The 24,586-nt window shown below is 69.8% G+C and carries 19 protein-coding genes; 8 read left to right on the top strand and 11 right to left on the bottom strand.

Going from position 1 to position 24,586, the window contains the following annotated elements; translation table 11 throughout:
* The first annotated feature begins 189 nt into the window (after window positions 1–189).
* The 7 genes from DK419_RS03880 (at window position 190) to DK419_RS03845 (ending at window position 11,131) form a co-directional block, all read left to right on the top strand.
* Window positions 190–459, top strand: coding sequence for a DUF6489 family protein (locus DK419_RS03880; protein WP_109957930.1), 270 nt, complete (start codon window positions 190–192; stop codon window positions 457–459).
* Between the two features lie 202 nt (window positions 460–661).
* Window positions 662–3,319 carry a pyruvate dehydrogenase (acetyl-transferring), homodimeric type gene (gene aceE / locus DK419_RS03875; protein WP_109957929.1) on the top strand — a complete coding sequence of 886 codons (2,658 nt, stop codon included), beginning with the start codon at window positions 662–664 and terminating at the stop codon, window positions 3,317–3,319.
* A gap of 347 nt (window positions 3,320–3,666) precedes the next feature.
* Complete coding sequence (gene aceF, locus DK419_RS03870) at window positions 3,667–4,974, top strand: dihydrolipoyllysine-residue acetyltransferase (RefSeq protein ID WP_109957928.1); 1,308 nt, start codon at window positions 3,667–3,669, stop codon at window positions 4,972–4,974.
* Window positions 4,975–4,998: 24 nt separating this feature from the next.
* The gene (lpdA, locus tag DK419_RS03865; RefSeq protein WP_109957927.1) at window positions 4,999–6,837 is read left to right on the top strand and encodes a dihydrolipoyl dehydrogenase; all 1,839 of its coding nucleotides are present in this window, start codon (window positions 4,999–5,001) and stop codon (window positions 6,835–6,837) included.
* Between the two features lie 468 nt (window positions 6,838–7,305).
* Entirely contained in the window at window positions 7,306–9,573 is a 2,268-nt protein-coding gene (locus tag DK419_RS03855) for an NADP-dependent malic enzyme (protein ID WP_109957926.1), read from the top strand.
* 308 nt (window positions 9,574–9,881) lie between these two features.
* Window positions 9,882–10,541 carry a papain-like cysteine protease family protein gene (locus tag DK419_RS03850; protein WP_109957925.1) on the top strand — a complete coding sequence of 220 codons (660 nt, stop codon included), beginning with the start codon at window positions 9,882–9,884 and terminating at the stop codon, window positions 10,539–10,541.
* Between the two features lie 2 nt (window positions 10,542–10,543).
* A complete protein-coding gene (locus DK419_RS03845) occupies window positions 10,544–11,131 on the top strand; it encodes a hypothetical protein (protein ID WP_109957924.1) in 588 nt (195 codons plus the stop codon).
* Window positions 11,132–11,322: 191 nt separating this feature from the next.
* On the opposite strand, the gene paaE is transcribed toward DK419_RS03845, so the two are convergent.
* The 6 genes from paaE to DK419_RS03815 form a co-directional block, all read right to left on the bottom strand.
* Complete coding sequence (gene paaE / locus DK419_RS03840; RefSeq protein ID WP_109957923.1) at window positions 11,323–12,396, bottom strand: 1,2-phenylacetyl-CoA epoxidase subunit PaaE; 1,074 nt, start codon at window positions 12,394–12,396, stop codon at window positions 11,323–11,325.
* A 7-nt stretch (window positions 12,397–12,403) separates the two neighbouring features.
* Window positions 12,404–12,901, bottom strand: coding sequence for a 1,2-phenylacetyl-CoA epoxidase subunit PaaD (gene paaD / locus DK419_RS03835; protein ID WP_109962111.1), 498 nt, complete (start codon window positions 12,899–12,901; stop codon window positions 12,404–12,406).
* Window positions 12,895–13,671 (bottom strand): 1,2-phenylacetyl-CoA epoxidase subunit PaaC, encoded by a 777-nt coding sequence (paaC, locus tag DK419_RS03830; RefSeq protein WP_109957922.1) that lies wholly within the window; start codon window positions 13,669–13,671, stop codon window positions 12,895–12,897. The genes paaD and paaC overlap by 7 nt, the downstream gene beginning before the upstream one ends.
* A 296-nt stretch (window positions 13,672–13,967) precedes the next feature.
* A complete protein-coding gene (paaB, locus tag DK419_RS03825; RefSeq protein ID WP_109957921.1) occupies window positions 13,968–14,255 on the bottom strand; it encodes a 1,2-phenylacetyl-CoA epoxidase subunit PaaB in 288 nt (95 codons plus the stop codon).
* Between the two features lie 11 nt (window positions 14,256–14,266).
* Complete coding sequence (gene paaA / locus DK419_RS03820) at window positions 14,267–15,286, bottom strand: 1,2-phenylacetyl-CoA epoxidase subunit PaaA (protein WP_109957920.1); 1,020 nt, start codon at window positions 15,284–15,286, stop codon at window positions 14,267–14,269.
* 107 nt (window positions 15,287–15,393) lie between these two features.
* Window positions 15,394–16,263 (bottom strand): PaaX family transcriptional regulator C-terminal domain-containing protein, encoded by an 870-nt coding sequence (locus DK419_RS03815; RefSeq protein WP_109957919.1) that lies wholly within the window; start codon window positions 16,261–16,263, stop codon window positions 15,394–15,396.
* A gap of 131 nt (window positions 16,264–16,394) precedes the next feature.
* Here DK419_RS03815 and paaZ point away from each other — a divergent pair, with 131 nt between their 5' ends.
* On the top strand, window positions 16,395–18,440 hold the full coding sequence (paaZ, locus tag DK419_RS03810; protein ID WP_109957918.1) for a phenylacetic acid degradation bifunctional protein PaaZ: 2,046 nt from the start codon (window positions 16,395–16,397) through the stop codon (window positions 18,438–18,440).
* 16 nt (window positions 18,441–18,456) lie between these two features.
* On the opposite strand, the gene DK419_RS03805 is transcribed toward paaZ, so the two are convergent.
* The 5 genes from DK419_RS03805 to argE form a co-directional block, all read right to left on the bottom strand.
* Window positions 18,457–19,968 (bottom strand): fumarate hydratase, encoded by a 1,512-nt coding sequence (locus tag DK419_RS03805; RefSeq protein ID WP_109957917.1) that lies wholly within the window; start codon window positions 19,966–19,968, stop codon window positions 18,457–18,459.
* Between the two features lie 216 nt (window positions 19,969–20,184).
* On the bottom strand, window positions 20,185–21,324 hold the full coding sequence (locus tag DK419_RS03800) for a CaiB/BaiF CoA transferase family protein (RefSeq protein ID WP_109957916.1): 1,140 nt from the start codon (window positions 21,322–21,324) through the stop codon (window positions 20,185–20,187).
* A 5-nt stretch (window positions 21,325–21,329) separates the two neighbouring features.
* Window positions 21,330–22,766 (bottom strand): aldehyde dehydrogenase family protein, encoded by a 1,437-nt coding sequence (locus tag DK419_RS03795; protein ID WP_109957915.1) that lies wholly within the window; start codon window positions 22,764–22,766, stop codon window positions 21,330–21,332.
* Window positions 22,767–22,911: 145 nt separating this feature from the next.
* Window positions 22,912–23,196 (bottom strand): hypothetical protein, encoded by a 285-nt coding sequence (locus DK419_RS03790; protein WP_109957914.1) that lies wholly within the window; start codon window positions 23,194–23,196, stop codon window positions 22,912–22,914.
* A gap of 95 nt (window positions 23,197–23,291) precedes the next feature.
* Window positions 23,292–24,434 carry an acetylornithine deacetylase gene (argE, locus tag DK419_RS03785; protein ID WP_109957913.1) on the bottom strand — a complete coding sequence of 381 codons (1,143 nt, stop codon included), beginning with the start codon at window positions 24,432–24,434 and terminating at the stop codon, window positions 23,292–23,294.
* Between the last annotated feature and the right edge of the window lie 152 nt (window positions 24,435–24,586).

The raw sequence follows: 24,586 nt of genomic DNA, 5'->3' as shown, positions 1-24,586 counted from the left end.
CCGCCGGAATCGCCGAGGGGGCGCATACGACCTTCGTCGTAGACGGCAGGCGGGTGCATTGTGCACCGCCGCACCCTCGTGTGTTAGACTAGGTCTTTGATATCACCGCAGTTTTTTGCATCCGAACCGGTTCCCACGACGGCCGAAAGGTGCTCTAAGCTCGGACCGGGACCCGGGAGGAAGCGTACGATGAAGTTCCGCGTCGAGGTCGATTGCACCCCGGTCGAGGCCCGCCAGTTCGTCGGGCTTCCCAACGTCGAGCCGATGCAGGCGGCAGTGATGGCCGAGGTCGAGCGGCGCATGCTGGCCGAGATGGACCGGTTCTCGCCCGACGCGATCATGCGCAGCTGGTTCACGGTATTTCCCCAGAACGCCGACCAGATGCAGAACCTCTTCCTCAAGATGTTCCAGCAGGGGTTCGGCGGTTCGACGACGCCGTCGACGAAATCCGACTCGTGATGTCGGCGGCCCGCGGCAGCCGTTCCGGGTTCCCGCACTGCATCGATGCCTGCGATGCGGACGACCGGAACGCCCGTCCCCGTTCCGGGCGCTAAACCCTTGCAATCCTTGACGAGCTGCGGAAGCATAGCGGTGGCACGAACGATGCTGACGCCTGCGGCAGCTCGGCCCACCAATCGAGTATGACCCTAGGGAGGACAACGTGGAACGCAGTCGCGATCTCGACCCGGTCGAGACCCAGGAGTGGCTCGACTCGCTCGACGGCGTGCTGGAGGTCGAGGGCCCGGAGCGGGCGCACTTCCTCATCGAGCAGGTCATCGAGGGCGCCCGCAAGAAGGGCGCGCCCGTCCCGTACTCGGCCAACACCGCGTACCTGAACACGATTCCGGTCGACAAGCAGGACCCGCATCCGGGCGACCGGGTGATCGAGCACCGCATCCGCTCGGCGATCCGCTGGAACGCGATCGCGATCATCCTGCGCAACAACAAGGACTCGTCGGAACTCGGCGGCCACATCGCCAGCTTCCAGTCCGCCGCGACCCTGTACGACACCGGCTTCATGCATTTCTGGCACGGCGCCGAGGGGGAGCGCGGCGGCGACCTGATCTACGTCCAGGGCCATTCCTCGCCGGGCATCTACGCCCGCGCCTACCTGGAGGGGCGCCTGACCGAGGAGCAGATGCTCAGCTTCCGCCAGGAAGTCGGCGGCAAGGGCCTCTCCTCCTATCCGCATCCCTGGCTGATGCCGGATTTCTGGCAGTTCCCGACCGTCTCGATGGGCCTCGGCCCCCTGATGGCGATCTATCAGGCGCGCTACCTGCGCTACCTGCACCATCGCGGGCTCGCGCAGACCGACGGCCGCAAGGTCTGGGCCTTCATGGGCGACGGCGAGATGGACGAGCCGGAATCGCTCGGCGCGATCTCGCTCGCGTCGCGCGAGAAGCTCGACAACCTGGTCTTCGTCATCAACTGCAACCTGCAGCGCCTCGACGGCCCGGTGCGCGGCAACGGCAAGATCGTCCAGGAGCTCGAGGCCAACTTCCGCGGCGCCGGCTGGAACGTCATCAAGGTGCTGTGGGGCTCGGGCTGGGACCAGCTGCTCGCCCGCGACACCACCGGCATGCTGGCGCGCCTGATGGAGGAGTGCGTCGACGGCGAGTACCAGGACTTCAAGTCGAAGAACGGCGCCTACATCCGCGAGCACTTCTTCGGCAAGTACCCGGAGACCGCCGCCCTGGTGAAGGACTGGAGCGACGACGACATCTGGCGGCTCACCCGCGGCGGCCACGACCCGAGCAAGGTGTTCGCGGCCTACTCGGCGGCGGTGAAGCACAAGGGCCAGCCGACCCTCATCCTCGCCAAGACCGTCAAGGGCTACGGCATGGGCGAGGCCGGTGAGGCGCAGAACATCACCCATCAGCAGAAGAAGATGGGCGAGGCGGTGCTCAAGCAGTTCCGCGACCGCTTCCAGATCGACCTCAACGACGACCAGATCGCCGAGATCCCGTTCATCCGCTTCCCCGAGGGGTCGCCGGAGCACGAGTATCTCATGGCCCGCCGCAAGGCGCTCGGCGGCCCGCTGCCGGCGCGCCGGCAGACGTCGCAGGCGCTGCAGATCCCGCCGCTCGACGCCTTCTCGGCCCAGCTGAAGGAGACCGCGGGCCGCGAGATCTCCACCACCATGGCGTTCGTGCGGGTGCTCAACACCCTGCTGCGCGACAAGAACATCGGCAACCGCATCGTGCCGATCGTGCCCGACGAGAGCCGGACCTTCGGCATGGAGGGCATGTTCCGCCAGTTCGGCATCTTCAGCCAGGTCGGCCAGCTCTACCGGCCGGAAGACGCCAACCAGCTGATGTACTACCGCGAGGACGAGAAGGGCCAGATGCTCCAGGAGGGCATCAACGAGGCCGGCGCGATGTCGTCCTGGATCGCGGCCGCGACCTCGTACTCGCATTCCGACGCGCCGACGATCCCGTTCTACATCTACTACTCGATGTTCGGGTTCCAGCGCATCGGCGACCTCGCCTGGGCCGCCGGCGACATGCGCGCCCGCGGCTTCATGATCGGCGGCACCGCCGGCCGCACGACCCTCAACGGCGAGGGCCTGCAGCACGAGGACGGCCACAGCCACCTGATCTCGGCCACCATCCCGAACTGCGTCTCCTACGACCCGACCTTCTCCTACGAGGTGGCGGTGATCGTGCAGGACGGCCTGCGCCGGATGTATGCCGAGCAGGAGGACGTGTTCTACTACATCACGGTGATGAACGAGAACTACGAGCATCCCGGCATGCCCGACGGGGCCGAGGCCGGGATCCTCAAGGGGATGTACCTGTTCCGCGAGGGCAAGGCGGGCGCGGCGAACCGGGTTCAGCTGATGGGCTCGGGTACGATCCTGCGCGAGGTGATCGCCGGGGCCGAGTTGCTGGAGCAGGATTTCGGCATTGCCGCCGATATCTGGTCCTGCCCAAGCTTCACCGAACTGCGCCGCGAGGCGATGGCGGCGGAGCGCTGGAACATGCTCCACCCGACCGAGACGCAGAAGAAGAGCTACGTCGAGACCTGCCTCGAAGGGCGCAAGGGCCCGGTCATCGCGGCGACCGACTACATGCGGCTCTTCGCCGACCAGATCCGTCCCTACGTGCCGGGCCGCTACAAGGTGCTCGGCACCGACGGCTTCGGCCGCTCGGATTACCGGGTGCGCCTGCGCGAGTTCTTCGAGGTCAACCGCTACTGGGTCGTCGTCGCGGCGCTCAAGAGCCTGGCCGAGGAGGGCGCCGTGCCGGCCGCCAAGGTCGCCGAGGCGATCGCCAAGTACGGGCTGAACCCGGAGAAGCCGGCCCCCTGGACGGTGTGAGTCTCAAGGCACGCGAGGTCTCGTCTCCCGGATGCCCCAGGGTGTCCGGGGAAAGGACAAGGCGCGGGTCCCCCCTCTCCCGTTTGGGAGAGGGGCCGGGGGTGAGGGTGACACGCTTCAGTGTGAGACACTGAGCGTGGTGCTGGTAGCAGAACGGTTCGGTATTCTGCGGAACCGTAGCACCCTCACCCCTACCCCTCTCCCACACGGGAGAGGGGGTCCCGCGCTTGATCCTCGAAGGGACTTTGCCCGGACGACCCTGCGGATGCCAGGGAGCAGCCGGCCTCGCGCGCCGAGAATTCCACCTGCGTAAAGCAGCTTAAGCAAATCAATTGGGAGAGTGCGCAGTGTCGATCGAGGTCAAGATCCCGGATATCGGCGATTTCAAGGACATCCCGATCATCGAGATCCTGGTGAAGGAGGGCGACACCATCGGGGCCGAGGACCCGATCGTCTCGCTCGAATCCGACAAGGCGACGATGGAGGTGCCCTCCCCGTCGGCCGGCGTGATCGAGAAGATCCTGGTCAAGGTCGGCGACAAGGTGAGCGAGGGCAGCGCGGTCCTGCTGCTGAAGGGCGAGGGCGAGGAGAAGGCCCCGGCGGCGGCCGCCGCCGCGACCCCGGGTGCCGGTGCGGCGCCCTCCGCCGACACCGCCGCGCTGATGCCGCAGCAGGAGCCGGATCCGGCCAAGCCCGCCGCCCCGCCGGTCGCCGCTCCGGCCTCGTCGGCGCCGGACTTCTCGAACGTCCATGCCAGCCCCGCGGTGCGGCGCCTCGCCCGCGAGCTCGGCGTCGATCTCAACGGCATCAAGGGCACCGGCGAGAAGGGCCGGATCACCAAGGAGGACGTGAAGGGCACGCTCGTGCGCTCCGCCGCCCCCGCGCCCGCCGCCGGCACGGCGGTGGCCACCGGCAGCATGGGCATCCCGGAGATCCCGGCGGTCGACTTCTCGAAGTTCGGCCCGACCGAGGTCAAGCCGCTGCCGCGGATCAAGAAGATCTCCGGCCCGCACCTGCACCGCGCCTGGCTCAACGTGCCGCTCGTCACCCATTCGGACGAGTCGGACATCACCGAGACCGACGCCTACCGCAAGGAACTCGACACCGCCGGCAAGGACAAGGGCTACCGCGTCACCCTGCTGTCGTTCCTGATCAAGGCCGCGGTCTCGGCGCTTCGCCAGCACCCGGAGTTCAACGCGTCGCTGAACCCCGAGAAGGACGCGATGATCCTGAAAAAATACTACAACATCGGCGTCGCCGTCGACACGCCGGACGGCCTCGTCGTCCCGGTGGTCAAGGATGCCGACCGCAAGGGCATCGTCGAGATCAGCCAGGAGCTGGGTTCGCTGTCGAAGAAGGCCCGCGACGGCAAGCTCGGCAGCGGCGACATGCAGGGCGCCACCTTCACGATCTCGTCGCTCGGCGGCATCGGCGGCACCGGCTTCACGCCGCTCGTCAACGCCCCCGAGGTCGCGATCCTGGGCGTCGTGCGCTCCAAGATGGCGCCGGTCTGGAACGGCACCGAGTTCAAGCCGCGCCTGATGCTGCCGCTCTCGGTCTCCTACGACCACCGCGTGATCGACGGCGCGCTGGCCGCGCGCTTCACCCGCCACCTCGCCCACGTCCTCGAGGACGTCCGGCGCCTCGTCGTCTGACGAACCACACAGCGAGGTGATCCGATGAGCAACGAAGTCCGTCTGCCGGACATCGGCGACTTCAAGAACGTCCCGGTGATCGAGGTGCTGGTCAAGGCCGGCGACACGATCGCGGTCGACGACACCATCGTCGTCCTGGAATCCGACAAGGCGACCATGGACGTCCCCTCCTCCGTGGCCGGCACGGTCGCGGAGGTGAAGATCAAGCCCGGCGACACGGTCACGCAGGGCGATCTTCTCCTGGTGCTCGAGGGCGCGGCGGCCGGAAGCGGCCAAGCGAAGCCCGAGGTCGCCGAGAAGGCGGCCCCGGCCTCCGCTCCGGCGGCCGGCGGCTCGCCGCTGGCAGCGGGCGCGGGCCAGGCGGGCTACGGCTCGCCCGCCACCGCCGGCGGGCAGGGGGCCTCCGCCGCCCCCGCTCCCAAGGGCGCGGCCCCGGTCTCCGGCGAGGAGATGCGGGCCGAGGTGCTGGTGCTCGGCGCCGGCCCGGGTGGCTACACGGCGGCGTTCCGCGCCGCCGACCTCGGCAAGAAGGTGATTCTGGTCGAGCGCTGGCCGAGCCTCGGCGGGGTCTGCCTCAACGTCGGCTGCATCCCCTCGAAGGCGCTCCTCCACGCCGCCAAGGTGATCGACGAGAGCCAGGCGATGGCCTCGCACGGCATCAGCTTCGCCGCACCCCAGATCGACATCGACCAGTTGCGGAGCTGGAAGGAGGGCGTGGTCAAGCGCCTGACCGGCGGCCTCGGGGGGCTCGCCAAGCAGCGCAAGGTGACGGTGGTCACCGGCACCGCCCGCTTCGTCAGCCCGCACCAGATCGAGGTCGAGCACGAGGGCAAGAAGACGATCATCGGCTTCGACAACGCCGTCATCGCGGCCGGCTCCGAGCCGATCAAGATGCCGTTCATCCCGCACGACGACCCGCGCGTCATCGACTCGACCGGGGCGCTCGAGCTCGACGGGGTGCCGAAGCGCCTGCTGGTCATCGGCGGCGGCATCATCGGCCTCGAGATGGCGACGGTCTACCACGCGCTCGGGTCCAAGGTGACGATCGTCGAGCTGATGGACCAGATCATCCCGGGTGCCGACAAGGACATCGTCACGCCGCTCTTCAAGCGGATCTCGAAGCAGTACGAGGCGATCCACCTCAAGGCCAAGGTCACGGCCGTCGAGGCGCTGCCGGAAGGTCTCAAGGTGACGTTCGAGGGCGGCTCGGCTCCCGCCACCGACACCTTCGACAAGATCCTGGTCTCGGTCGGCCGCCGTCCCAACGGCAAGCTGATCAACGCCGAAGCGGCCGGCGTCGCGGTGGACGAGCGGGGCTTCATCCCGGTCGACAAGCAGATGCGCACCACCGCAGGCCACATCTTCGCCATCGGCGACGTGGTCGGCCAGCCGATGCTCGCCCACAAGGCGGTGCACGAGGGCAAGGTCGCGGCGGAAGCGGCTGCGGGCAAGAACTCGTTCTTCGACGCCAAGGTGATCCCGTCGGTGGCCTACACCGATCCGGAGGTGGCCTGGGTCGGCCTCTCGGAGACCGAGGCCAAGGCCAAGGGCATCAAGGTCGGCAAGGGCGTGTTCCCCTGGGCGGCGAGCGGCCGCTCGCTGTCGCTCGGGCGCGACGAGGGCCTGACCAAGGTGCTGTTCGACGAGGAATCGAACCGCATCGTCGGCTGCGGCATCGTCGGCCCGTCCGCCGGCGACCTGATCGCGGAGGCCGCGCTCGCCATCGAGATGGGGGCGGATGCCGAGGATATCGGGCTCACCATCCACCCGCACCCGACCCTGTCGGAGACGGTCGGCATGGCGGCCGAGGCGTTCGAGGGCACCATCACCGACCTCTACATGCCGAAGAAGAAGGCGCATTGAGGCGGCGGGCGGGACGGCTTCGCCCCGCCCCGCTTCCAGGTTTTCAAGCCGAGGGTGCGCATCCCCCTCTCCCCGCGGGCGGGGAGAGGGCTGTTGACCCCTTGTCGGGTCAACAGCGAGGCGGCAGCCGAAGGTGAGGGGGTCTCTCCGGATGGGTCTCTTCCGGAAACACCCCCTCACCCTCGCGGCGAACCTGCGGTTCACCACTCACTTCATCGACGACAAGGTCGATGAAGTCCTCTCCCCGCCCGCAGGGAGAGGAGAAACCCGCGCTTCGTTCGATATCGTCTGCGTCACGCCGGCCTGTTCGACAGACACGTCGTTCGCATTCTCCCGCCACTCCCAGCGGGATCAGACCCCAACCTTGAGCGTTGCCATCCCGATCGGCGCCCACGAATGGCGCCGGCCGGGACACGGCTCCGTGCGCCCTGCGCACCCCGCCATCCCATATACGAAGGAGGACACCCCATGGACGAGCAACTCGAGAAGGCCGCCCTCGACTACCACCGCTTCCCGACGCCGGGGAAGATCGCGGTGCTGCCGACCAAGGACATGAGCACGCAGCGCGACCTCGCGCTCGCCTACTCGCCGGGCGTCGCCGCCGCCTGCCTCGCGATCGAGAAGGACCCGGCCCAGGCCGCGGAGCTCACCTCCCGCGGCAACCTCGTGGCGGTGATCTCGAACGGCACCGCGGTGCTCGGCCTCGGCAACATCGGCGCGCTCGCCGGCAAGCCGGTGATGGAGGGCAAGGGCTGCCTGTTCCGCAAGTTCGCCGGCATCGACGTGTTCGACATCGAGATCGACGAGACCGATCCGGACAAGCTCGTCGACATCATCGCGAGCCTGGAGCCGACCTTCGGGGGCATCAACCTCGAGGACATCAAGGCGCCGGAATGCTTCGAGATCGAGACCCGCCTGCGTGAGCGGATGAAGATCCCGGTCTTCCACGACGACCAGCACGGCACCGCGATCATCGCCGCCGCGGCGATCCTCAACGGCCTCGAAGTGGTCGGTAAGAAGATCGAGGACGTGCGCGTCGTCTGCTCGGGCGCGGGCGCCGCCGCCATCGCCTGCCTCAACCTCCTGGTCAGCCTCGGCCTCGACAAGGCGAAGGTGCTCGTCACCGACAGCCGCGGCGTGATCTACCAGGGCCGCAACAACCTCGACGCCCAGAAGGCGCAATACGCGCAAGTCACCGAGGCCCGGACGCTGGCCGACGCGGTGCCGGGCACCGACATCTTCCTCGGCCTCTCGGCCGCCGGCGCGCTGACCCCCGAGATGGTCAAGGGCATGGCCGACAAGCCCCTGATCCTGGCGCTCGCCAACCCCGAGCCGGAGATCCGGCCGGAAGCCGCCAAGGCCGTGCGCCCCGACGCGATCATCGCCACCGGCCGGTCGGACTACCCGAACCAAGTCAACAACGTCCTGTGCTTCCCGTTCATCTTCCGCGGCGCTCTCGATGTCGGCGCGACCATGATCAACGAGGAGATGAAGCTCGCGGCGGTGAAGGCCATCGCCGAGCTCGCCCGGGCCGAGCAGTCGGACGTCGTCACGGCGGCCTACGGCACGCAGGACATCGCCTTCGGGCCCGACTACCTGATCCCGCGCCCGTTCGACCCGCGGCTGATCACCAAGGTCGCCCCGGCCGTGGCGCTCGCCGCCACCGAGAGCGGCGTCGCGACGAAGCCGATGCTCGACGTCGAGGCCTATCGCCGCTCGCTCGAGCGCCTCGTCTACACCTCCGGGACGGTGATGCAGCCGGTCTTCGCGGCGGCGACCGAGGCCGCCCGCGCCCGCGTGGCCTATGCCGAGGGCGAGGACGACCGGGTGCTGCGTGCAGCCCAAGTGGTGGTCGACGAGGGCCTGGCCCGTCCGGTCCTGGTCGGCCGCCGCGAGGTCATCGCCGACAAGATGAAGGCGCTCGGGCTTCGCATCGAGGTCGGCCGCGACGTCGACGTGCAGGATCTCGACGACGAGGTGTTCCAGGCCGAGGCCGCGCAGGGCTACTACGCCAAGCGCAAGCGCAACGGCCTGTCGCGCGAGGTGGCGCTGGCGGAGGCGCGCCGCAACCCGACCCTCGTCGGCGCGATGCTGCTCGGGCTCGGCAAGGTCGACGGGCTCCTCTGCGGCGGCACCGGCTCCTATCACAGCCACCTGCGCCACGTGCGCGAGGTGATCGGGATGGCAGCCGGCGTGAAGGCGCTCACCGCCATGAGCCTGCTGCAGCTGCCGCGGCACACGCTGTTCATCTGCGACCCCTACATCCACCTCGATCCGGGGGCGGAGGAACTGGCCGACATGACGCTGCTCGCCGCCGCCGAGATGCGCCGCTTCGGCCAGACCCCGCGGGTGGCCCTCGTCTCGCATTCGAGCTTCGGCACCGCCCGCAACCCCTCGGCCGAGAAGATGCGCAAGGCGCTCTCGCTCATCACCGAGCGGGCGCCGGACCTCGAGGTCGAGGGCGAGATGCAGGCCGACGCGGCGCTGAGCCGGCCGCTGATGGAGCGGGTCTTCCCGGAATCGCGCCTCACCGGCGAGGCCAACCTCCTGGTGATGCCGAACCTGGATGCCGCCAACATCACCCTCAACGCGCTCAAGGTGGTGGCGGGCCAGGGCATCAGCGTCGGGCCGATCCTGCTCGGCGCGGCCGCCCCGGTCCACATCCTCACCCACACCACCACGGTGCGCGGCATCGTCAACATGACGGCGCTGACGGCGGTGGCGGCGGGGAAGTAGCGACCATCGGTCCGAGCTGTCCGGACCGCACACCATACCGGCACGAAGAAATCCAATGCTGTCTCCATAGCATTGGATTTCTTCGAGAAATATAATTTATAAAAAAATTTTTGTTTTGTTTGTAAATATTAATTACGGCTGATTGATAATGCGAAAACAACGATGGTCCATCATGCGGGAACTGCGGGCAATTATACCATCTTTGGAAAGGAGATTTTCTTCGAAAGGCGCCGGATGCGCCTCTACGATTCTTGACCCGCGGGCAGCAGCGACTACATCTTGTCCCAGGGAACAGGGAGAGAGCCGAAATGGCGATACCGAGTTTTTTGTCGCCACGTCCGTTGCACACCCCTCCGACAGCCAGCGCCGCATCGGCCTTGGGAGGCTCAGGACCGACATCGCCACAGGCCTCGAACATCAACATCACCGTTCAGGTCCAGGAGCAGAGCGACTGGTGCTGGGCGGCCGTCGCCGTCAGTGTCGAGAGCTTCTACGATCCGACATCACGGCGCAGCCAATGCGAGCTGGCCGGCGAAGCCCTGGGCCGGACCGATTGTTGTAGCGACGGCGCGTCGGATCCTCAAAAGTGCAACCGGCCATGGTACCTCGATCGGGCACTGACCATCACCGGCAACCTTCTGGATATGCGCTCCTCTGCGACGAGCTTCGCCGGGATCCAACGGAACGTTGCCAACGATACGCCGCTCTGCTGCCGCATCGGCTGGTACGGCGGCGGCGGTCATTTCGCCGTGGTCAAGGGTTGGCGGATCGGCAGCGGCGGTGATCAATACCTCAATATCGCCGATCCGTTCTACCTGGAGCAGGAGGTTGCCTTCAATGAGTTCCCATCCCTTTATCATGGCGGCGGGAACTGGACGCATTCATACCTGACGACACCGGCATCCCTCGGTGGAGCGACGGTAACGGTCTCCACCTCCCCCGACGATCCCGACACACTCGGAGCATGACGATGGCGATCCAGCTAATGAAGTCTCCGGATGAAGGGCGGCGCGTCGTCGGACGCGCGTTGGAGGATTTGTGGCCTGAGACCGGCGCGGCCTCCGCTCTGGGCGGCGCCCGTATGGACATGTCCGATCCTTTACCCTTATATCAACTCAGGCTCGACAAGATCACCGGCCCCCACAGCATCGACGAAGCGGAGCAAGTCGGGTGGCGGTACCTGATCGAGAAAGGCGGGAGCGCGGCATTCGCGGATGTGGGACAAACCGCGGGAGGAACTATGCGGTTCGCGAGCCTGTCGAGGAACGACAACGCGCGTCGTCTCCTGGCAGCCGCACATTTGGCTGAAACCGTTGCAATCCAAGCCGACGAAAAGTACGACATCAGGGTCTTGGACGTACCGGCGCTCCGTACATCAGCGGTGTGGCTCGCCGGCTCGCACGATCTCTTCATACCCTATATCGACAACAAGAGATTGCGCGGCCACCTGATTCAGGTCGAGGACGACTTCAGAGACCACTTGGTGGAGCAGGCCGAACGGGCAAGGGCGAGTTTCGACATCGGATCGTCATCATCGCCGCGACTGATGGGCGGCTGACACAGAGCCGTCGTCTCCTCGTCCAGCCGTCCGCGCGACGGTGAACAGCATCGACGCGCCGGAGATCGACGCAGCGCCTCCTCCGGCCGGATCACCCACTTCCGATCGCGTCGCGTTGCGGAAGTCGGCCCCGATCGAGCGCCGCATCGGCTCACGATACGACTCCCGGAAGTTTCCCTGCGGAAATCGTATCACACCTGATCGAAATCCACCGTCACCCGCCCGGAGGTCGGCCGGGCCTGGCAGGTGAGGACGAAGCCGGCCTCCACCTCCCACGGCTCCAACGAATAGTTCACCTCCATCGCCACGCTGCCGTCCACCACCTTGGCGCGGCAGGTGCAGCACATGCCGCCCCGGCAGGAATAGGGCAGGTCGAGGCCGGCGCGGATCGCGGCGTCGAGCACCGCCTCGCCCTCGGCCACCGGCACCTCGGTGGCGATACCGTCGGTGATGACCGTGGCGAGCGCCGCCGGCGCGGCCTTCGTCGAGACCGGGCGGGCGGCGCGGGTGCGGCCCGGCTCGGCCGGCGTGAAGCGCTCGACATGGACCCGCTCGCGCGGCAGGCCGAGCGTCAGCAGCGCGCCCTCGACCGCGTCGATCATCTCGCCCGGGCCGCACACGAAGGCGTGGTCGACCAGCGCCGCCGGCACGATGTTGCGCAGGAACAGGGCCGCCTTCTCGCCGTCCAGCCGCCCGTTGAGGACCGACAGGTCCTGCGTCTCGCGCGAGAGGACGTGGAAGACCGAGAGCCGGTCGAGGAAGCGGTCCTTCAGGCTCTCCAGCGCTTCGCGAAACAGGATCGAGCCGGTGGCGCGGTTGCCGTAGAACAGGAAGAAGCGGCTCCTCGGCTCGGCGGCGAGCACGGTGCGGATGATCGACAGGATCGGTGTGATGCCCGACCCCGCCGCGAAGCCCACGAAGGTGCGGGCCTCGTCCGGCCGGATCTCGACGCCGAACCGGCCCATCGGCGGCATCACCTCGATCTCGTCTCCCGGCGCGATCGCCGCGTTGGCGAAGCCCGAGAACAGCCCGCCCTCGACGCGCTTGATCGCGACGCGCAGCTCAGGCTCGCCGACGCCGGAGCAGATCGAGTAGGAGCGGCGCACCTCCTCGCCATCGACGGTGGCCTTCAGGGTCAGGTACTGGCCGCAGGAGAAGCCGAAGGCCTCGCGCGCCTCCTCGGGCACCGCGAAGGCGATCGAGACGGCGTCCGGCGTCTCGCGGCGGATCTCGGCGACGCGCAGGCGATGGAAGCGGGGGGTCATCGGCGCCTCAGATGCACTTGAAGGAATCGAACGGCTCGCGGCAGGCCCGGCAGCGCCACAGGGACTTGCAGGCGGTGGAGCCGAACTCGGAGACTTTCTCCGTCGCGGCCGAGCCGCAATGCGGGCAGGCGACCGTCTCCTCGCCGAACAAGGCCCGGCGCGAGGCTTTTCCCGCCGGCGGCGCGATGCCGTAGGCGCGAAGCTTGTCCTTGCCGGCCTCGCTCATCCAGTCGGTGGTCCAGGCCGGGGACAGGACCAGGCGCACCCGGGCGTCGGGGATGCCGGCCTCGGCGAGCGCCGTCTGGACCTCGATGCCGATCACGTCCATCGCCGGGCAGCCCGAATAGGTCGGCGTGATCGCGACCTCGACCCGGCCGTCCTCGACGGTCACCTCGCGCAGCACGCCGAGATCCGCGATGGTGAGAACCGGGATCTCGGGGTCGCACACGGTCGCGGCGGCCTCATGCGCCCGGCGGGCGAGATCGGCGTCGGCGGGGGTCACCAGGTCGCCCCCGGATGGGCGCGCTGCAGGTATTGCAGGTCGGTCAGGATGAAGCCGAGATGCTCGCTGTGGCGCCCGGCCCGGCCGCCGCTCTGCATCCAGCCGCCGGTGGGGCGGGCCAGCGTCGCCTCCCCGAGGATGTGGTCGAGGGTGGCGTCGAACGCCCCGCGCAGGGCGCGGGGGTCGGGCAGCGTGCCGGCCTCGATCAGCGCTCCTTCCACGGCATCGACCTCGAACAGCTCGCCCGTATAGGGCCACAGCTCGTCGAGGGCGGCGCAGGCGCGCCGATGGCTCTCGTCGGTGCCGTCGCCGAGCCGGATCAGCCACTCGCCGGAATGGCGCAGATGGTAGGCGGTCTCCTTCTCGGCCTTCGCGGCGATGGCGGCGAGCGTCGCGTCGCGGGAGGTCGTGAGCGCGCGGTAATACGGATCGATGAAGGCCGAGACCAGCACCTGGCGCACGATCGTCCCGGCGAAGTCGCCGTTCGGCTGCTCGACCAGCAGGCAGTTGCGGTACTGCCCGGCCTCGCGGCGATAGGCGAAGTCGTCCTCGGAAAGCCCCTCCCCCGCCACCTCGGCGGCGTAGGCGTAGAAGGAGCGGGCCTGGCCGACGCAGTCGAGGGCGATGTTGGCGAGCGCGATGTCCTCCTCCAGCATCGGCGCGTGCCCGCACCACTCGGAGAGCCGGTGCCCGAGGATCAGCGCGTCGTCCGCCAAGGCCAGGATGCCGGCCAGCAGCGGGGTCTCGGTGAGGCTGAGGGAGGTGGTGGGCATGGGGGCCTCGGGTAAGCGACGACGCCGTAGAGGATGAGGCGCGAATCTTCTCCTCTCCCCGCGGGCGGGGAGAGGGTCACGGCCCCCTTGTCGGGGTCGTGACGAGCGGAGGCGTCGCCGGAGCGAGGGTGAGGGGGTCTCGACGGATGAGACTCCTCCGGAAACACCCCCTCACCCCCGCGGCGAACCTGGGGTTCGCTGCGGGCTCGCCGCCCCCTGAACGGAGGGCTCGGCCCTCTCCCCGCCCGCGGGGAGAAGAGAAACCCGCGCCCGATCGTGAAGCGCGGACCTCGCCCTCACATATGCCCGACCTCGTCCGGCACCTCGTAGAAGGTCGGGTGCCGGTAGATCTTCGAGGCGGTGGGCTCGAACATCACGTCCTTGTCGGCCGGGTCCGAGGCGACGATCGCCGCGGAGGGCACGACCCAGAGCGACAGCCCCTCGCCGCGGCGGGTGTAGACGTCGCGGGCGGCCTGGAGCGCCATGGCGGAATCCGCGGCGTGGAGCGAGCCGACATGCTTGTGCGCCAGGCCGTTGCGGGAGCGGATGAACACCTCCCAGAGCGGAATCTTCTGCTCAGGCATCGTCCCCTCCCTCACGCCGCCTGCGGCAAGTCGGCGGCCTTCGCGGCTTCGGCGCGGCGGGTGCGCTTCTCGGCATGCGCCATCGCGGCCTCGCGCACCCAGGCGCCGGCGGCGTGGGCGTCGCGGCGCTGCTTCATGCGCTGACGGTTGCAGGGACCGTTGCCGGCGAGCACCTGCTTGAACTCCTCCCAGTCGATGGCGCCGTAGCGCCAGTGGCCGGCGGCCTCGTCGTAGGCGAGGTCCGGGTCGGGGAAGGTCAGGCCGAGATACTGGCCCTGCGGCACCGTCGCGTCGACGAATTTCTGGCGCAGCTCGTCGTTGGAGAAGCGCTTGATCTTCCACTTCGCCGACTGGTCGGAATGCTGGCTCTCGGCGTCGGGCGGGCCGAACATCATCAGGCAGGGCCACCACCAGCGGTTCAGGGCGTCCTGCGCCATCGCCTTCTGCTCCGCCGTGCCGCGGCAGAGGGTCAGCATGATCTCGTAGCCCTGGCGCTGGTGGAAGCTCTCCTCCTTGCAGACGCGGACCATCGCGCGGGCGTAAGGGCCGTAGGAGCAGCGGCAGAGCGGGATCTGGTTCATGATCGCCGCGCCGTCGACCAGCCAGCCGATGGCGCCGATATCGGCCCAGGTCAGGGTCGGGTAGTTGAAGATCGACGAATACTTGGCGCGGCCGGCGAGCAGCTGCTCGAACATCTCCTCGCGGCTGGTGCCCAGCGTCTCGGCCGCCGAGTAGAGGTAGAGCCCGTGGCCGGCCTCGTCCTGCACCTTGGCGAGCAGGGCGGCCTTGCGCTTGAGCGTCGGCGCCCGGGTGATCCAGTTGCCCTCCGGCAGCATGCCGACGATCTCGGAATGGGCGTGCTGCGAGATCTGCCGGGTCAGCGTGCGCCGGTAGGCCTCCGGCATCCAGTCGTTCGGCTCGATCCGCTCCTCGGCGTCGATCCGTGCCTGGAACCGGTCGGCGCGCGCGGCCTCCTCGGGTCCGGCGACCGGAGCGGTGGTGTCCTTGGCGTTCAAGGCCTGCGTGTACATGGCCGCGCCTCCCTCAGCGTTCTGGATCCCAATATGTCACGGAATTTTTGAATTGCAATATTTTTCGTAACACGTTGCGGTGCGGGAGGCCGCCGGGATGGCGGCGTTCAGGCGGCGAACCGCGCCGCGAACTTCACTCCCGGCGGCGGCAGCGGACCGGAATCTGTGGTCGCGTTCGCGTCGAGCCAGGCTTCCGCCGCCGGCGCGACGGCGCGATAGATCGCGGCGCACACGCTCCGCGCCGCGGCCCCGGGCCAGTCCTCCGGCAGCAGGTCGGCGGGCAGCAGGGGGTCCTTGAGGACGGCGCGGCGGTACTCGTGGATCAGGAGGATGCGCAGCACCAGGGCGTCGAGCCCCGTCGGGGGGGCCGAAACCACGCTGTCCCCGGCCGCCGCGAAGGTGGCGGTGAAGCGGGCGTAGCGTTCGCCCACCTCCGCCACCGGCCAGGCCCGGGCGGCGAGGCGGCGCGCGGTCTCCGGATCCTCCGGCCGGGCGGCGAGGCGCAGGACTGCCTCCATCATGCCCCCCTCCCCCGGCCCCGTCGCGGGCACGACCCCGATCATCAGGTCGGACCCGAGGCTGCCGTAGCCGGACGCCGCGAGTTCGGACCGCCGCTCGCCGGCGCCGTCGAGGACCAGGAGGTCGAAGGCGCCCGACCAGGCCGGCGCCGCCGGGCCGTAGATCCGGGCGGTCGCCCGCGCGAAGGCGCCGCCGCCGGACGGGGTCAGGCGATAGAAGCTGTTGCGGCCGAGCTTCCAGCGCTCGAACCAGCCGTCGGCGACGAGCCGCGACAAGGCCGTGCGCACCACCCCGTCGCCGATGCGGAACGCCCGGGTGATCGCGAGCAGCGATTCGAGCGACAGCACCCCGCCCCGCGGCACCACCGCGTCGCCGAAGACCGTGACCACCAGGGAGCCGGCGCGGATCGGCGTGCGGGCGTGGAAATGGTCGATGAGCGGCGCGAGGAGGTCGGCCATTCGGGTCCTTCGGGAAGCGCGACCATCCGATAGCGGCGCCGGACCGGACCTGTCGAGCCACGCTTGACCAACCGGCCGGTCGGTCAATAATGGGCCGAGAATAACGGGCATAGAACGGACGGGAGGACGCCATGCGGCTGGAGAGCTACGTCCAGGGACGCTGGATCGCGCCGGGGGGAGACTGGACCGGCATCCGCAGCGCCGTGACCGGCGCGGTGGTGGCGGAGGTCGGCAGCGGCGGCCTCTCGCAAGGCGGACCCGGCATGGCCGAGGTGCTGGACCATGCCCGCCGGGTCGGCGGTCCGGCCCTGCGGCGCCTCACCTTCCACCAGCGCGCCGAGATGCTGAAGCGGCTGGCCGCCTTCCTCAACGAGCGCCGGGACGGGCTCTACGCCCTGTCGCACCAGACCGGGGCCACCCGCACCGACAACCTGATCGACATCGACGGCGGCATCGGCACGCTGTTCGTCTACGCCTCGAAGGGGCGGCGCGAACTGCCGAACGCGACCTTCCTGATCGACGGGGCGGTGGAGCCCCTGTCGCGCGGCGGCAGCTTCGTCGGTCGCCACGTGATGACGGCCCGGACGGGCTGCGCCGTCCACATCAACGCCTTCAACTTCCCGTGCTGGGGGCTGCTCGAGAAGCTCGCGCCCGCGATCCTCGCCGGCGTGCCGGTGGTGACGAAGCCCGCCACCATCACGGCCTACGTCGCCCACGCGCTGGTGCGGCTGATCGCCGAATCCGGCATCCTGCCGGACGGCGCCCTGCAATGCGTCGTCGGCCCGACCGGCGACCTGTTCGATCATCTGACCGGCCAGGACGTGGTGTCGTTCACCGGCTCGGCCGAGACGGCGCAGCTGCTCCAGCGCCATCCGGTGATCGCCCGCGAGGCGGTGCATTTCGTGGCCGAGCGCGACTCGCTCAACGCCGCGATCCTCGGCCCCGATGCCGGGCCGGGCACGCCGGAATTCGACCTCTACGTCAAGGAGGTCGCCAAGGAGATGACCGTCAAGGCGGGGCAGAAATGCACCGCGATCCGGCGGGCGCTGGCGCCCCGCGCCCACGTGCCGGCGGTGATCGAGGCGCTTCGGCAGCGCCTGGCCTCGGTGCGGATCGGCGACCCCGCCCGCGAGGACGTCAGGATGGGGCCGGTGGTCGGCCTCGCGCAGCGCCGCGACGTGCTGGCCCGGGTGGACGCCCTGAAGGCGGAGGCCGAGCTGGTCTTCGGCGACCCGGCGCGCCTCGCCGTCGAGGGGGCGGACCCGGAGACGGGCGCCTTCCTGCCGCCGATGCTGCTCCACTGCGCCGACCCGCTCCGGGCCCGGCAGGTGCACGGCCTCGAGGCGTTCGGCCCGGTCTGCACCGTGATGGGGTATGACGGGCTCGACGAGGCGGCGGTGCTGGCCAATCGCGGCGAGGGCAGCCTCGTCGCCTCGCTCTACACCCACGACCCGGCGGCCGCGGCGGATCTGGTCTTCGGGGTCGGGGCCTATCACGGCCGCCTCGTCGTCATCGACCGCGACTGCGCCAAGGAGCAGACCGGCCACGGCTCGCCGATGCCGCACATGATGCATGGCGGACCCGGCCGGGCCGGCGGCGGCGAGGAGCTCGGCGGCGTGCGGGCCTTGTCCCACTACATGCAGCGCACGGCGCTCCAGGGCTCGCCCGCGATGCTGAGCCGGATCACGGAGAGCTGGATCAAGGGCGCGCCGGAGGCGATCCGGCCCGAGCATCCGTTCCGCTGCCACTTCGAGGACCTGGAGATCGGCCGCAGCTTCCACTCGGCCGAGCGGGTGATCACGCTCGCGGACATCGAGCACTTCGCTCGCTTCACCGGCGACACCTTCTACGCCCACATGAGCGAGGAGGCGACGAAGGGCCACCCGTTCTTCCCCGGCCGGGTGGCGCACGGCTACCTGCTCCTGTCCTTTGCCGCCGGCCTGTTCGTCGATCCCGATCCGGGTCCGGTGCTCGCCAATTACGGGCTCGATTCCTTGCGCTTCCTCAAGCCGATCCAGCCCGGCGAGGCGATCCGGGTACGGCTGACCGCCAAGGAGAAGTCGCCGCGCAACGCGCAGTACGGCGAGGTGCGCTGGGACGTGGAGATCCGGACCGCTTCGGGCGAGACCGCGGCGACCTACGAGCTCCTGACCATGAACGCGATGCGGGGGGCGTGAAGCCCCCCGCCACGCCTCACGCGGGCACCGCCTCCCGGACCGGCCGGCGCCAGCGCGCCGGCCCGTCGCGGTGGACCGAGGTGCCGGCGGCATCGACCGCCACCGTCACCGGCATGTCCTCGACGACGAATTCGTGAATCGCCTCCATGCCGAGATCGGCGAAGGCCAGCACCCGCGCCGACTTGATCGCCTTCGAGACGAGGTAGGCCGCGCCGCCCACCGCGATCAGGTAGGCCGCCCCGTGGCGGGCGATGGTCTCGACCGCGGCCGGACCGCGCTCGGCCTTGCCGACCATGACGAGGAGGCCCGTCCGCGACAGGATCGGCTCCAGGAACTTGTCCATCCGGGTCGCCGTGGTGGGACCGGCGGGACCCACCGCCTCGTCGCCGACCGCATCGACCGGGCCGACATAGTAGATCGCCCGGTCGCGCAGATCGACCGGCAGGTCCTCGCCCGCCTCCAGCATCCGGGTCAGGCGCAGGTGCGCGGCGTCGCGCCCGGTGAGCAGGCGACCGGAGAGGAGAAGCGTCTCGCCGGCGCGCCAGGTCGCCACCTCCTCGCGGGTCAGCCGGTCGAGGTCGACCCGCCGCCCGGCGGCGGTCGCGACGCTGATGTCCTGCGGCCAGAGGTCGAGGGAGGGCGGGGTGAAGACGGCCGGGCCGCTGCCGTCGAGGGTGAAATGGGCGTGCCGGTCGGCGGCGCATTGCGGGATCAGGCCGACGGGGAGCGAGGCGGCGTGGACCGGGAAGGTCTTCAGCTTCACATCCAACACGGTGGTGAGGCCGCCGAGCCCCTGCGCGCCGATGCCGAGGGCGTTGACCCGCTCGAAGATCTCGAGCCGCAATTCCTCCTCCTTGGAGGCGGGGCCGCGGGCGCGGATCTGCGGCAGGTCGATCGGGTCGAGGAGCGAGAGCTTGGCGAGCGTCATCGCCTTCTCGGGCGAGCCGCCGACGCCGATGCCGAGCATGCCGGGCGGGCACCAGCCCGCACCCAGCGTCTCGACGGTGCGCACCACCCAGTCGGCGACCGAGTCGCTCGGGTTGAGGGCGGCGAACTTCGCCTTGTTCTCCGAGCCGCCGCCCTTCGCGGCGACGTGGACCTCGATCGCGTCGCCCGCCACCATCTCGACGTGGAGCATCGCCGGGGCGTTGTCGCCGGTGTTGCGACGGCCGAAGAGCGGCTCGGAGACCACCGAGGCGCGCAAGGGGTTGCGCTCCTCGCGCCAGGCCCGGCGCACGCCCTCGTCGACGATCTCCTGGAGCGAGCGGTTCGACACGATGCGGGCCCCGAGCCCGACCTTCATGAACACTTGCGCCGTCCCGGTGTCCTGGCAGATCGGCCGCCGGCCGAAGGCGGCCATGCGGGAATTGACCAGGATCTGCGCCATCGCGTCCCGGGCCGCCGGGCTCTCCTCGCGCCGCCAGGCGTCGGCGAGGTTCTCGATGTAGTCCGCCGGGTGGTAGTACGAGATGAATTGCAGCGCGTCGGCGATGGAGGCGACCAGGTCTTCTTCGCGGATCGTGGCCATGGCGGTCCTCCAGGGTGTTCATCGAATCGCGGGATCCCCTCTCCCGTTTGGGAGAGGAGTAGGGGTGAGGGTGACGCGCTGCCGATCAAAACTCGGGTCGTCACGCTGCCAGCACGACGCTCAGTGCTCGAATAAGAACCGTAGCACCCTCACCCCCCCGCCCCTCTCCCACACGGGAGAGGGGAGTGTGCTCGACCAGTAGGCGGTGAAGAGAACTTACGCCGCGAATTCCCGCCGGATCGCCTCGCTGTGCTCGCCGATCCCCGGCACGCGGCCCATCACCGGCGCCTGGCCGTTGCGGAGCGCCGGCGGCGCGACGATCGAGGCCGGGCCGGCCGGGGTCTCGACGGTCACCCGGCGCAGGGCCGGATGCGACACGAGGTTGGCGAGGCCATTGACGAAGCCGTAGGCGGTGCCGGCCGTCCGCAGCCGCGCCGCCGCCTCGTCGCGGCTCAAGTCTGCGAAGACCCGCGCCACCACCGCGTCAACCTCGGGCCGGTTCGCCACCCGGGCGTTGTTGCTCTCGAACCCCTCCCGCGACGGCAAATCGGGCTGGCGCAGGAACTCGGCGCAGAACTTGCGCCATTCGCGCTCGTTCTGGATCGAGAGCAGCACCAGGGCCCCGTCCCTCGTCGGGAAGGCGCCGTAGGGGCAGATCGACGGGTGGGCGAGGCCGACCCGCTGCGGCGCCCGGCCGGTGCCCTCGAAGTAGAGCAGCGGCACGTTCATCCAGTCGGCCATGCCGTCGAACAGGCTGACCTCGAGCTTGGCGCCCTCGCCGGTGATGCCGCGGGCGATCAGAGCCTCCAGCACGGCGGCGTGGGCCGCCATGCCGCAGGCGATGTCGCAGACCGACACCCCGACACGGCCGGGGCCGGCCGGGTGGCCGGTGATCTCGGCGAGCCCGCTCTCGGCCTGGACCAGCAGGTCGTAGGCCTTCATGTCCGAGTAGGAATGCCCGGAGCCGTAGCCGGTGACGTCCACGGTGATGAGGCGCGGGTAGCGCGCCCGCAACTCCTCCGAGCCGAAGCCCGCCCGCGCCGCGGCGCCCGGCGCGAGGTTCTGGATGAACACGTCGGCCTTGGCCAGCACCGCGTGCAGGAGCCGGGCATCGCCCGGGTCCTTGATGTCGGCGACCAGGCTCTCCTTGCCGCGGTTGAGCCAGACGAAGTAGCTCGCCAGGCCGTTCACCGCCGCGTCGTAGCCGCGGGCGAAATCGCCCTCCGGCCGCTCGATCTTGATGACGCGGGCGCCCGCGTCGGCGAGGCGCGAGGAGCAGTAGGGTGCCGCCACCGCCTGCTCGAGCGCCACCACGGTCAGGCCGCTGAGCGGCCTGACTCCACTCCCCGCTGCCATGATGATCAGACCCCGTGCTTGATCGCGATCATCTTCATCGAGCCGAAGCCGTAGAGCGCCTCGAAGCCCTTCTCGCGGCCGTGGCCCGAGCCCTTCACGCCGCCGAAGGGCAGCTCGACGCCGCCGCCCGCGCCGTAATTGTTGACGAAGACCTGGCCCGACTTGATGCCCTTCGACAGGCGCAGGGCCTTGCCGAGATCCTGGGTCCAGATGCCGGCGGCAAGGCCGTACTCGGTGCCGTTCGCGACCGCGAGCGCCTCGGCCTCGTCGCGCACCCGGATCGCCACCAGCACGGGGCCGAAGATCTCCTCCTGGGCCAGGCGGTGGTCCGGCGGCACGTCGCCGATCAGGGTTGGGCGGACGTAGTAGCCGTCGCCCGGGACGTTGGTGCCGAGCTCGCCCTCGGCCAGGATGGTCAGGCCGTCGCGGCGGGCAAGATCGATGTAGCCCTGCACCCGCTCGCACTGCTTGGCGTTGACCACGGGGCCGAGGTCGAGGTCCTGCTCGCCCGAGCCGACGCGCAGGTCCTTGAAGCGCTTCGCCAGGTCGGCGGTGAAGCTGTCGTAGATGGAATCCTCGATCACCACGCGGGAGCCGGCCGAGCAGGTCTGGCCGGCATTCTGGGTGATCGCCTTGACGATGACGGTGCCGGCCTCGGACAGGTCGGCATCGGCGAAGACGACCTGGGGCGACTTGCCGCCGAGCTCGAGCGTCACCGGGATCGTGTTCTTGGCCGCCGCCGTCTGGATCAGGGTTCCGACCTCGCGCGAGCCGGTGAAGCTGATGTGGTGGATGCCCTTGTGCGAGGCCAGGGCCGCGCCCGCCTCCTCGCCGAGGCCGGTGACCACGTTGAGGCTGCCGGCCGGGAAGCCGGCTTCCGCCGCGAGCTTGGCGAGGTGCAGCGCCGAGAGCGAGGTGTCCTCGGCGGGCTTGAGCACCACGGCGTTGCCCATGGCGAGCGCCGGGGCGACCGAGCGGCCGGTCATCTGGAGAGGGTAGTTCCACGGCACGATCACGCCGACGACGCCGTGCGGCTCGTAGACGGTCATGACCGTGAAGCCGTTCTGGAACGGGATCGTGTCGCCGTGCACCTTGTCGGCGGCGCCGCCGTAATACTCGAAGTAGCGGGCGCAGACCTGGGCGTCGTTGCGGGCGAGCGTCATCGGCTTGCCGACGTCCTCGCTCTCCATCTTGGCCAGGATCTCGGCGTCGCGGCGGATCAGCTCGGCGAGCTTCAGCATCAGCCGGCCGCGGGAGGCGGCGTCGAGGCGGCCCCACTCGCCGTCCATGGCGGCGTGGCCGGCCTTCACGGCCTCGTCGATCTCCTTGGCGCCGCCGCGGGCGATGCGGGCCATCTCCTGGCCGTGCGACGGGTTGAGGACCGGCAGGGTCGCCTCGCCGCCGACCCAGGTGCCGCCGATGAAGTGCTGATGGGCGTTCATGCGTCTTCCTCCCGTGGCGACCGGCCGCCCTGACGGCGGCCGGCCTGCTGTTGGACGCGGTGTTACCGCGCCGGGAGGGGTAATTCCAATACGATCGACGGTCGCGCGCGATAGGAACGGGATATGGCGCCGGCCATCGGCGCCGTTACCGGCTGCCGCTGCCGCTGCTGCCCTGCGGCACCGCGCGGGACGGCTGGCCGGCATTGCCGCCGGCGGCCGAATTGCCGGTCACGGTCGAGGCGCCGTTGGGCCCGGGCGCCACGACGCCGCCGGCGCTGCCGCCGGTGTTGTTCGGCATCGGCGCGACGGTGCCAGTGGAGGCGGGGCCGGTGCCCATGGTGCCCGGGGCAGTGGACGGCGCGGCAGTCTGAGCCGAGGCCGCGCCGGCGACGAGAAGGCCGGCGGCGAGTCCTGCGAGAATCGAACGCATGCTGCTCTCCTGTTGGATCCCGAGTTTTTCAGGTCCTGACCCCGACAACGCGCGCCCGGTGATCCGGTTCGTCTATCTTTTACTCCGATTTACGCTCAAGCCTGATCGGCGATCACCCGCCGAAGCATGGCGCAGCACTCCTCCAGGTCGGACAGGCCGATCGATTCGTCGGGCCGGTGCGCCTCGGCGATCCGGCCCGGGCCGCAGATGATCGACGGGATGCCGGCGGCCTGGAACAGCCCGGCCTCGGTGCCGTAGCTCACGGCCCCGAGGGCTTCGCGGCCGGACCAGGCCTCGGCGAGGCCGCGCAACGGGGCGCCGTCGGGAAGGTCGAGGGCCGGGTAGAGCGACAGGATCTCGCTCTCGACCGCGACCTCCCGGCCCGCCGCCCGGAGCGGCGCCACGAGACCGGCGATGCCGGCCTGGAGCGCGTCGTGGATCGTCATCGGGTCGGTGCCCGGCACCGCGCGGGCCTCCCACTCGACCCGGCAGGTGTCGGGCACGACGTTGACCCCGGTGCCGCCGGCGATCACGCCGACCTGCAGGGTCGAGGCGGCGGGCTCGAACAGCGGGTGGTGCGGTCCCTCGCGGGAGAGGCGCTCGTGCGTCGCCCGCACCAGCCCGACGATGTCGGCGGCGAGATGCACGGCGTTGTCGGCGAGGTCCGGCCGCGAGGAATGGCCGGCCCGGCCGCGCACCGTCAGGCGTCCCGCGACCTTGCCCTTGTGGCGCAGGACCGGCCGCATCTCGGACGGCTCGCCGACGATGCAAGCCGCCGGGGCCGCGCAGAGCTCCGGCAGCCGCGCGATCATGTGGCGGACGCCGACGCAGCCGACCTCCTCGTCGTAGGACAGGGCGAGGTGGATCGGCCGGCGGAGCGTCGCCGCCGCCATCTCGGGCACCAGGGCGAGCAGGCAGGCGACGAAGCCCTTCATGTCGACCGCGCCGCGCCCGACCAGGCGGTCGCCCTTCCGGCGCAGGGCGAAGGGATCGCCCGTCCAGCCCTCCCCGGCCGGCACCACGTCGAGATGGCCCGACAGCACGATCCCCGGCACGTCGCGCGGGCCGATGGTTGCAAACAGGTTGGCGCGGTCGCCCTCCGGCCCCGGCAGCACCGCGGCCTCGACGCCGTGTCGGGCGAGGTGGTCGCGCACCAGCGCGACGATCGCGCCGTTCGGCGTGCGGCAGACCGAGGGGATCGCGACGAGGTCGGACAGGAGGGCGGCGGCGTCTGGCATCGGGGCTCTCGCGGTGGCGTCTCCCGAATCATAGCCCGGACCGCGGGCCGCACCCCGGCCGATGCCGGGCGCCCGCACGGCAGAACCTGCCGCAGAAGGCGCTTCCCACGGCACGGAGCAGCGGCCGGCGACCGGGACTTCGCGAAGTTCCC

It is taken from the genome of Methylobacterium terrae (genome assembly GCF_003173755.1).
GTDB lineage: Bacteria > Pseudomonadota > Alphaproteobacteria > Rhizobiales > Beijerinckiaceae > Methylobacterium > Methylobacterium terrae.
Note: the sequence above shows the minus strand (reverse complement) of the source record. Positions and strands in the feature narration are given on the sequence as shown.

Excerpts from the sequence above, each read along its gene's own strand:
- DK419_RS03845 (WP_109957924.1), top strand. The coding sequence starts at position 10,544 with ATGGCGATCCAGCTAATGAAGTCTCCGGATGAAGGGCGGCGCGTCGTC.
- paaE (WP_109957923.1), bottom strand. The coding sequence starts at position 12,396 with ATGACCCCCCGCTTCCATCGCCTGCGCGTCGCCGAGATCCGCCGCGAG.
- DK419_RS03880 (WP_109957930.1), top strand. The coding sequence starts at position 190 with ATGAAGTTCCGCGTCGAGGTCGATTGCACCCCGGTCGAGGCCCGCCAG.
- paaB (WP_109957921.1), bottom strand. The coding sequence starts at position 14,255 with ATGCCTGAGCAGAAGATTCCGCTCTGGGAGGTGTTCATCCGCTCCCGC.
- DK419_RS03855 (WP_109957926.1), top strand. The coding sequence starts at position 7,306 with ATGGACGAGCAACTCGAGAAGGCCGCCCTCGACTACCACCGCTTCCCG.
- paaA (WP_109957920.1), bottom strand. The coding sequence starts at position 15,286 with ATGTACACGCAGGCCTTGAACGCCAAGGACACCACCGCTCCGGTCGCC.
- DK419_RS03850 (WP_109957925.1), top strand. The coding sequence starts at position 9,882 with ATGGCGATACCGAGTTTTTTGTCGCCACGTCCGTTGCACACCCCTCCG.
- DK419_RS03800 (WP_109957916.1), bottom strand. The coding sequence starts at position 21,324 with ATGGCAGCGGGGAGTGGAGTCAGGCCGCTCAGCGGCCTGACCGTGGTG.
- DK419_RS03795 (WP_109957915.1), bottom strand. The coding sequence starts at position 22,766 with ATGAACGCCCATCAGCACTTCATCGGCGGCACCTGGGTCGGCGGCGAG.
- DK419_RS03815 (WP_109957919.1), bottom strand. The coding sequence starts at position 16,263 with ATGGCCGACCTCCTCGCGCCGCTCATCGACCATTTCCACGCCCGCACG.
- lpdA (WP_109957927.1), top strand. The coding sequence starts at position 4,999 with ATGAGCAACGAAGTCCGTCTGCCGGACATCGGCGACTTCAAGAACGTC.
- argE (WP_109957913.1), bottom strand. The coding sequence starts at position 24,434 with ATGCCAGACGCCGCCGCCCTCCTGTCCGACCTCGTCGCGATCCCCTCG.
- DK419_RS03805 (WP_109957917.1), bottom strand. The coding sequence starts at position 19,968 with ATGGCCACGATCCGCGAAGAAGACCTGGTCGCCTCCATCGCCGACGCG.
- DK419_RS03790 (WP_109957914.1), bottom strand. The coding sequence starts at position 23,196 with ATGCGTTCGATTCTCGCAGGACTCGCCGCCGGCCTTCTCGTCGCCGGC.
- paaC (WP_109957922.1), bottom strand. The coding sequence starts at position 13,671 with ATGCCCACCACCTCCCTCAGCCTCACCGAGACCCCGCTGCTGGCCGGC.
- paaZ (WP_109957918.1), top strand. The coding sequence starts at position 16,395 with ATGCGGCTGGAGAGCTACGTCCAGGGACGCTGGATCGCGCCGGGGGGA.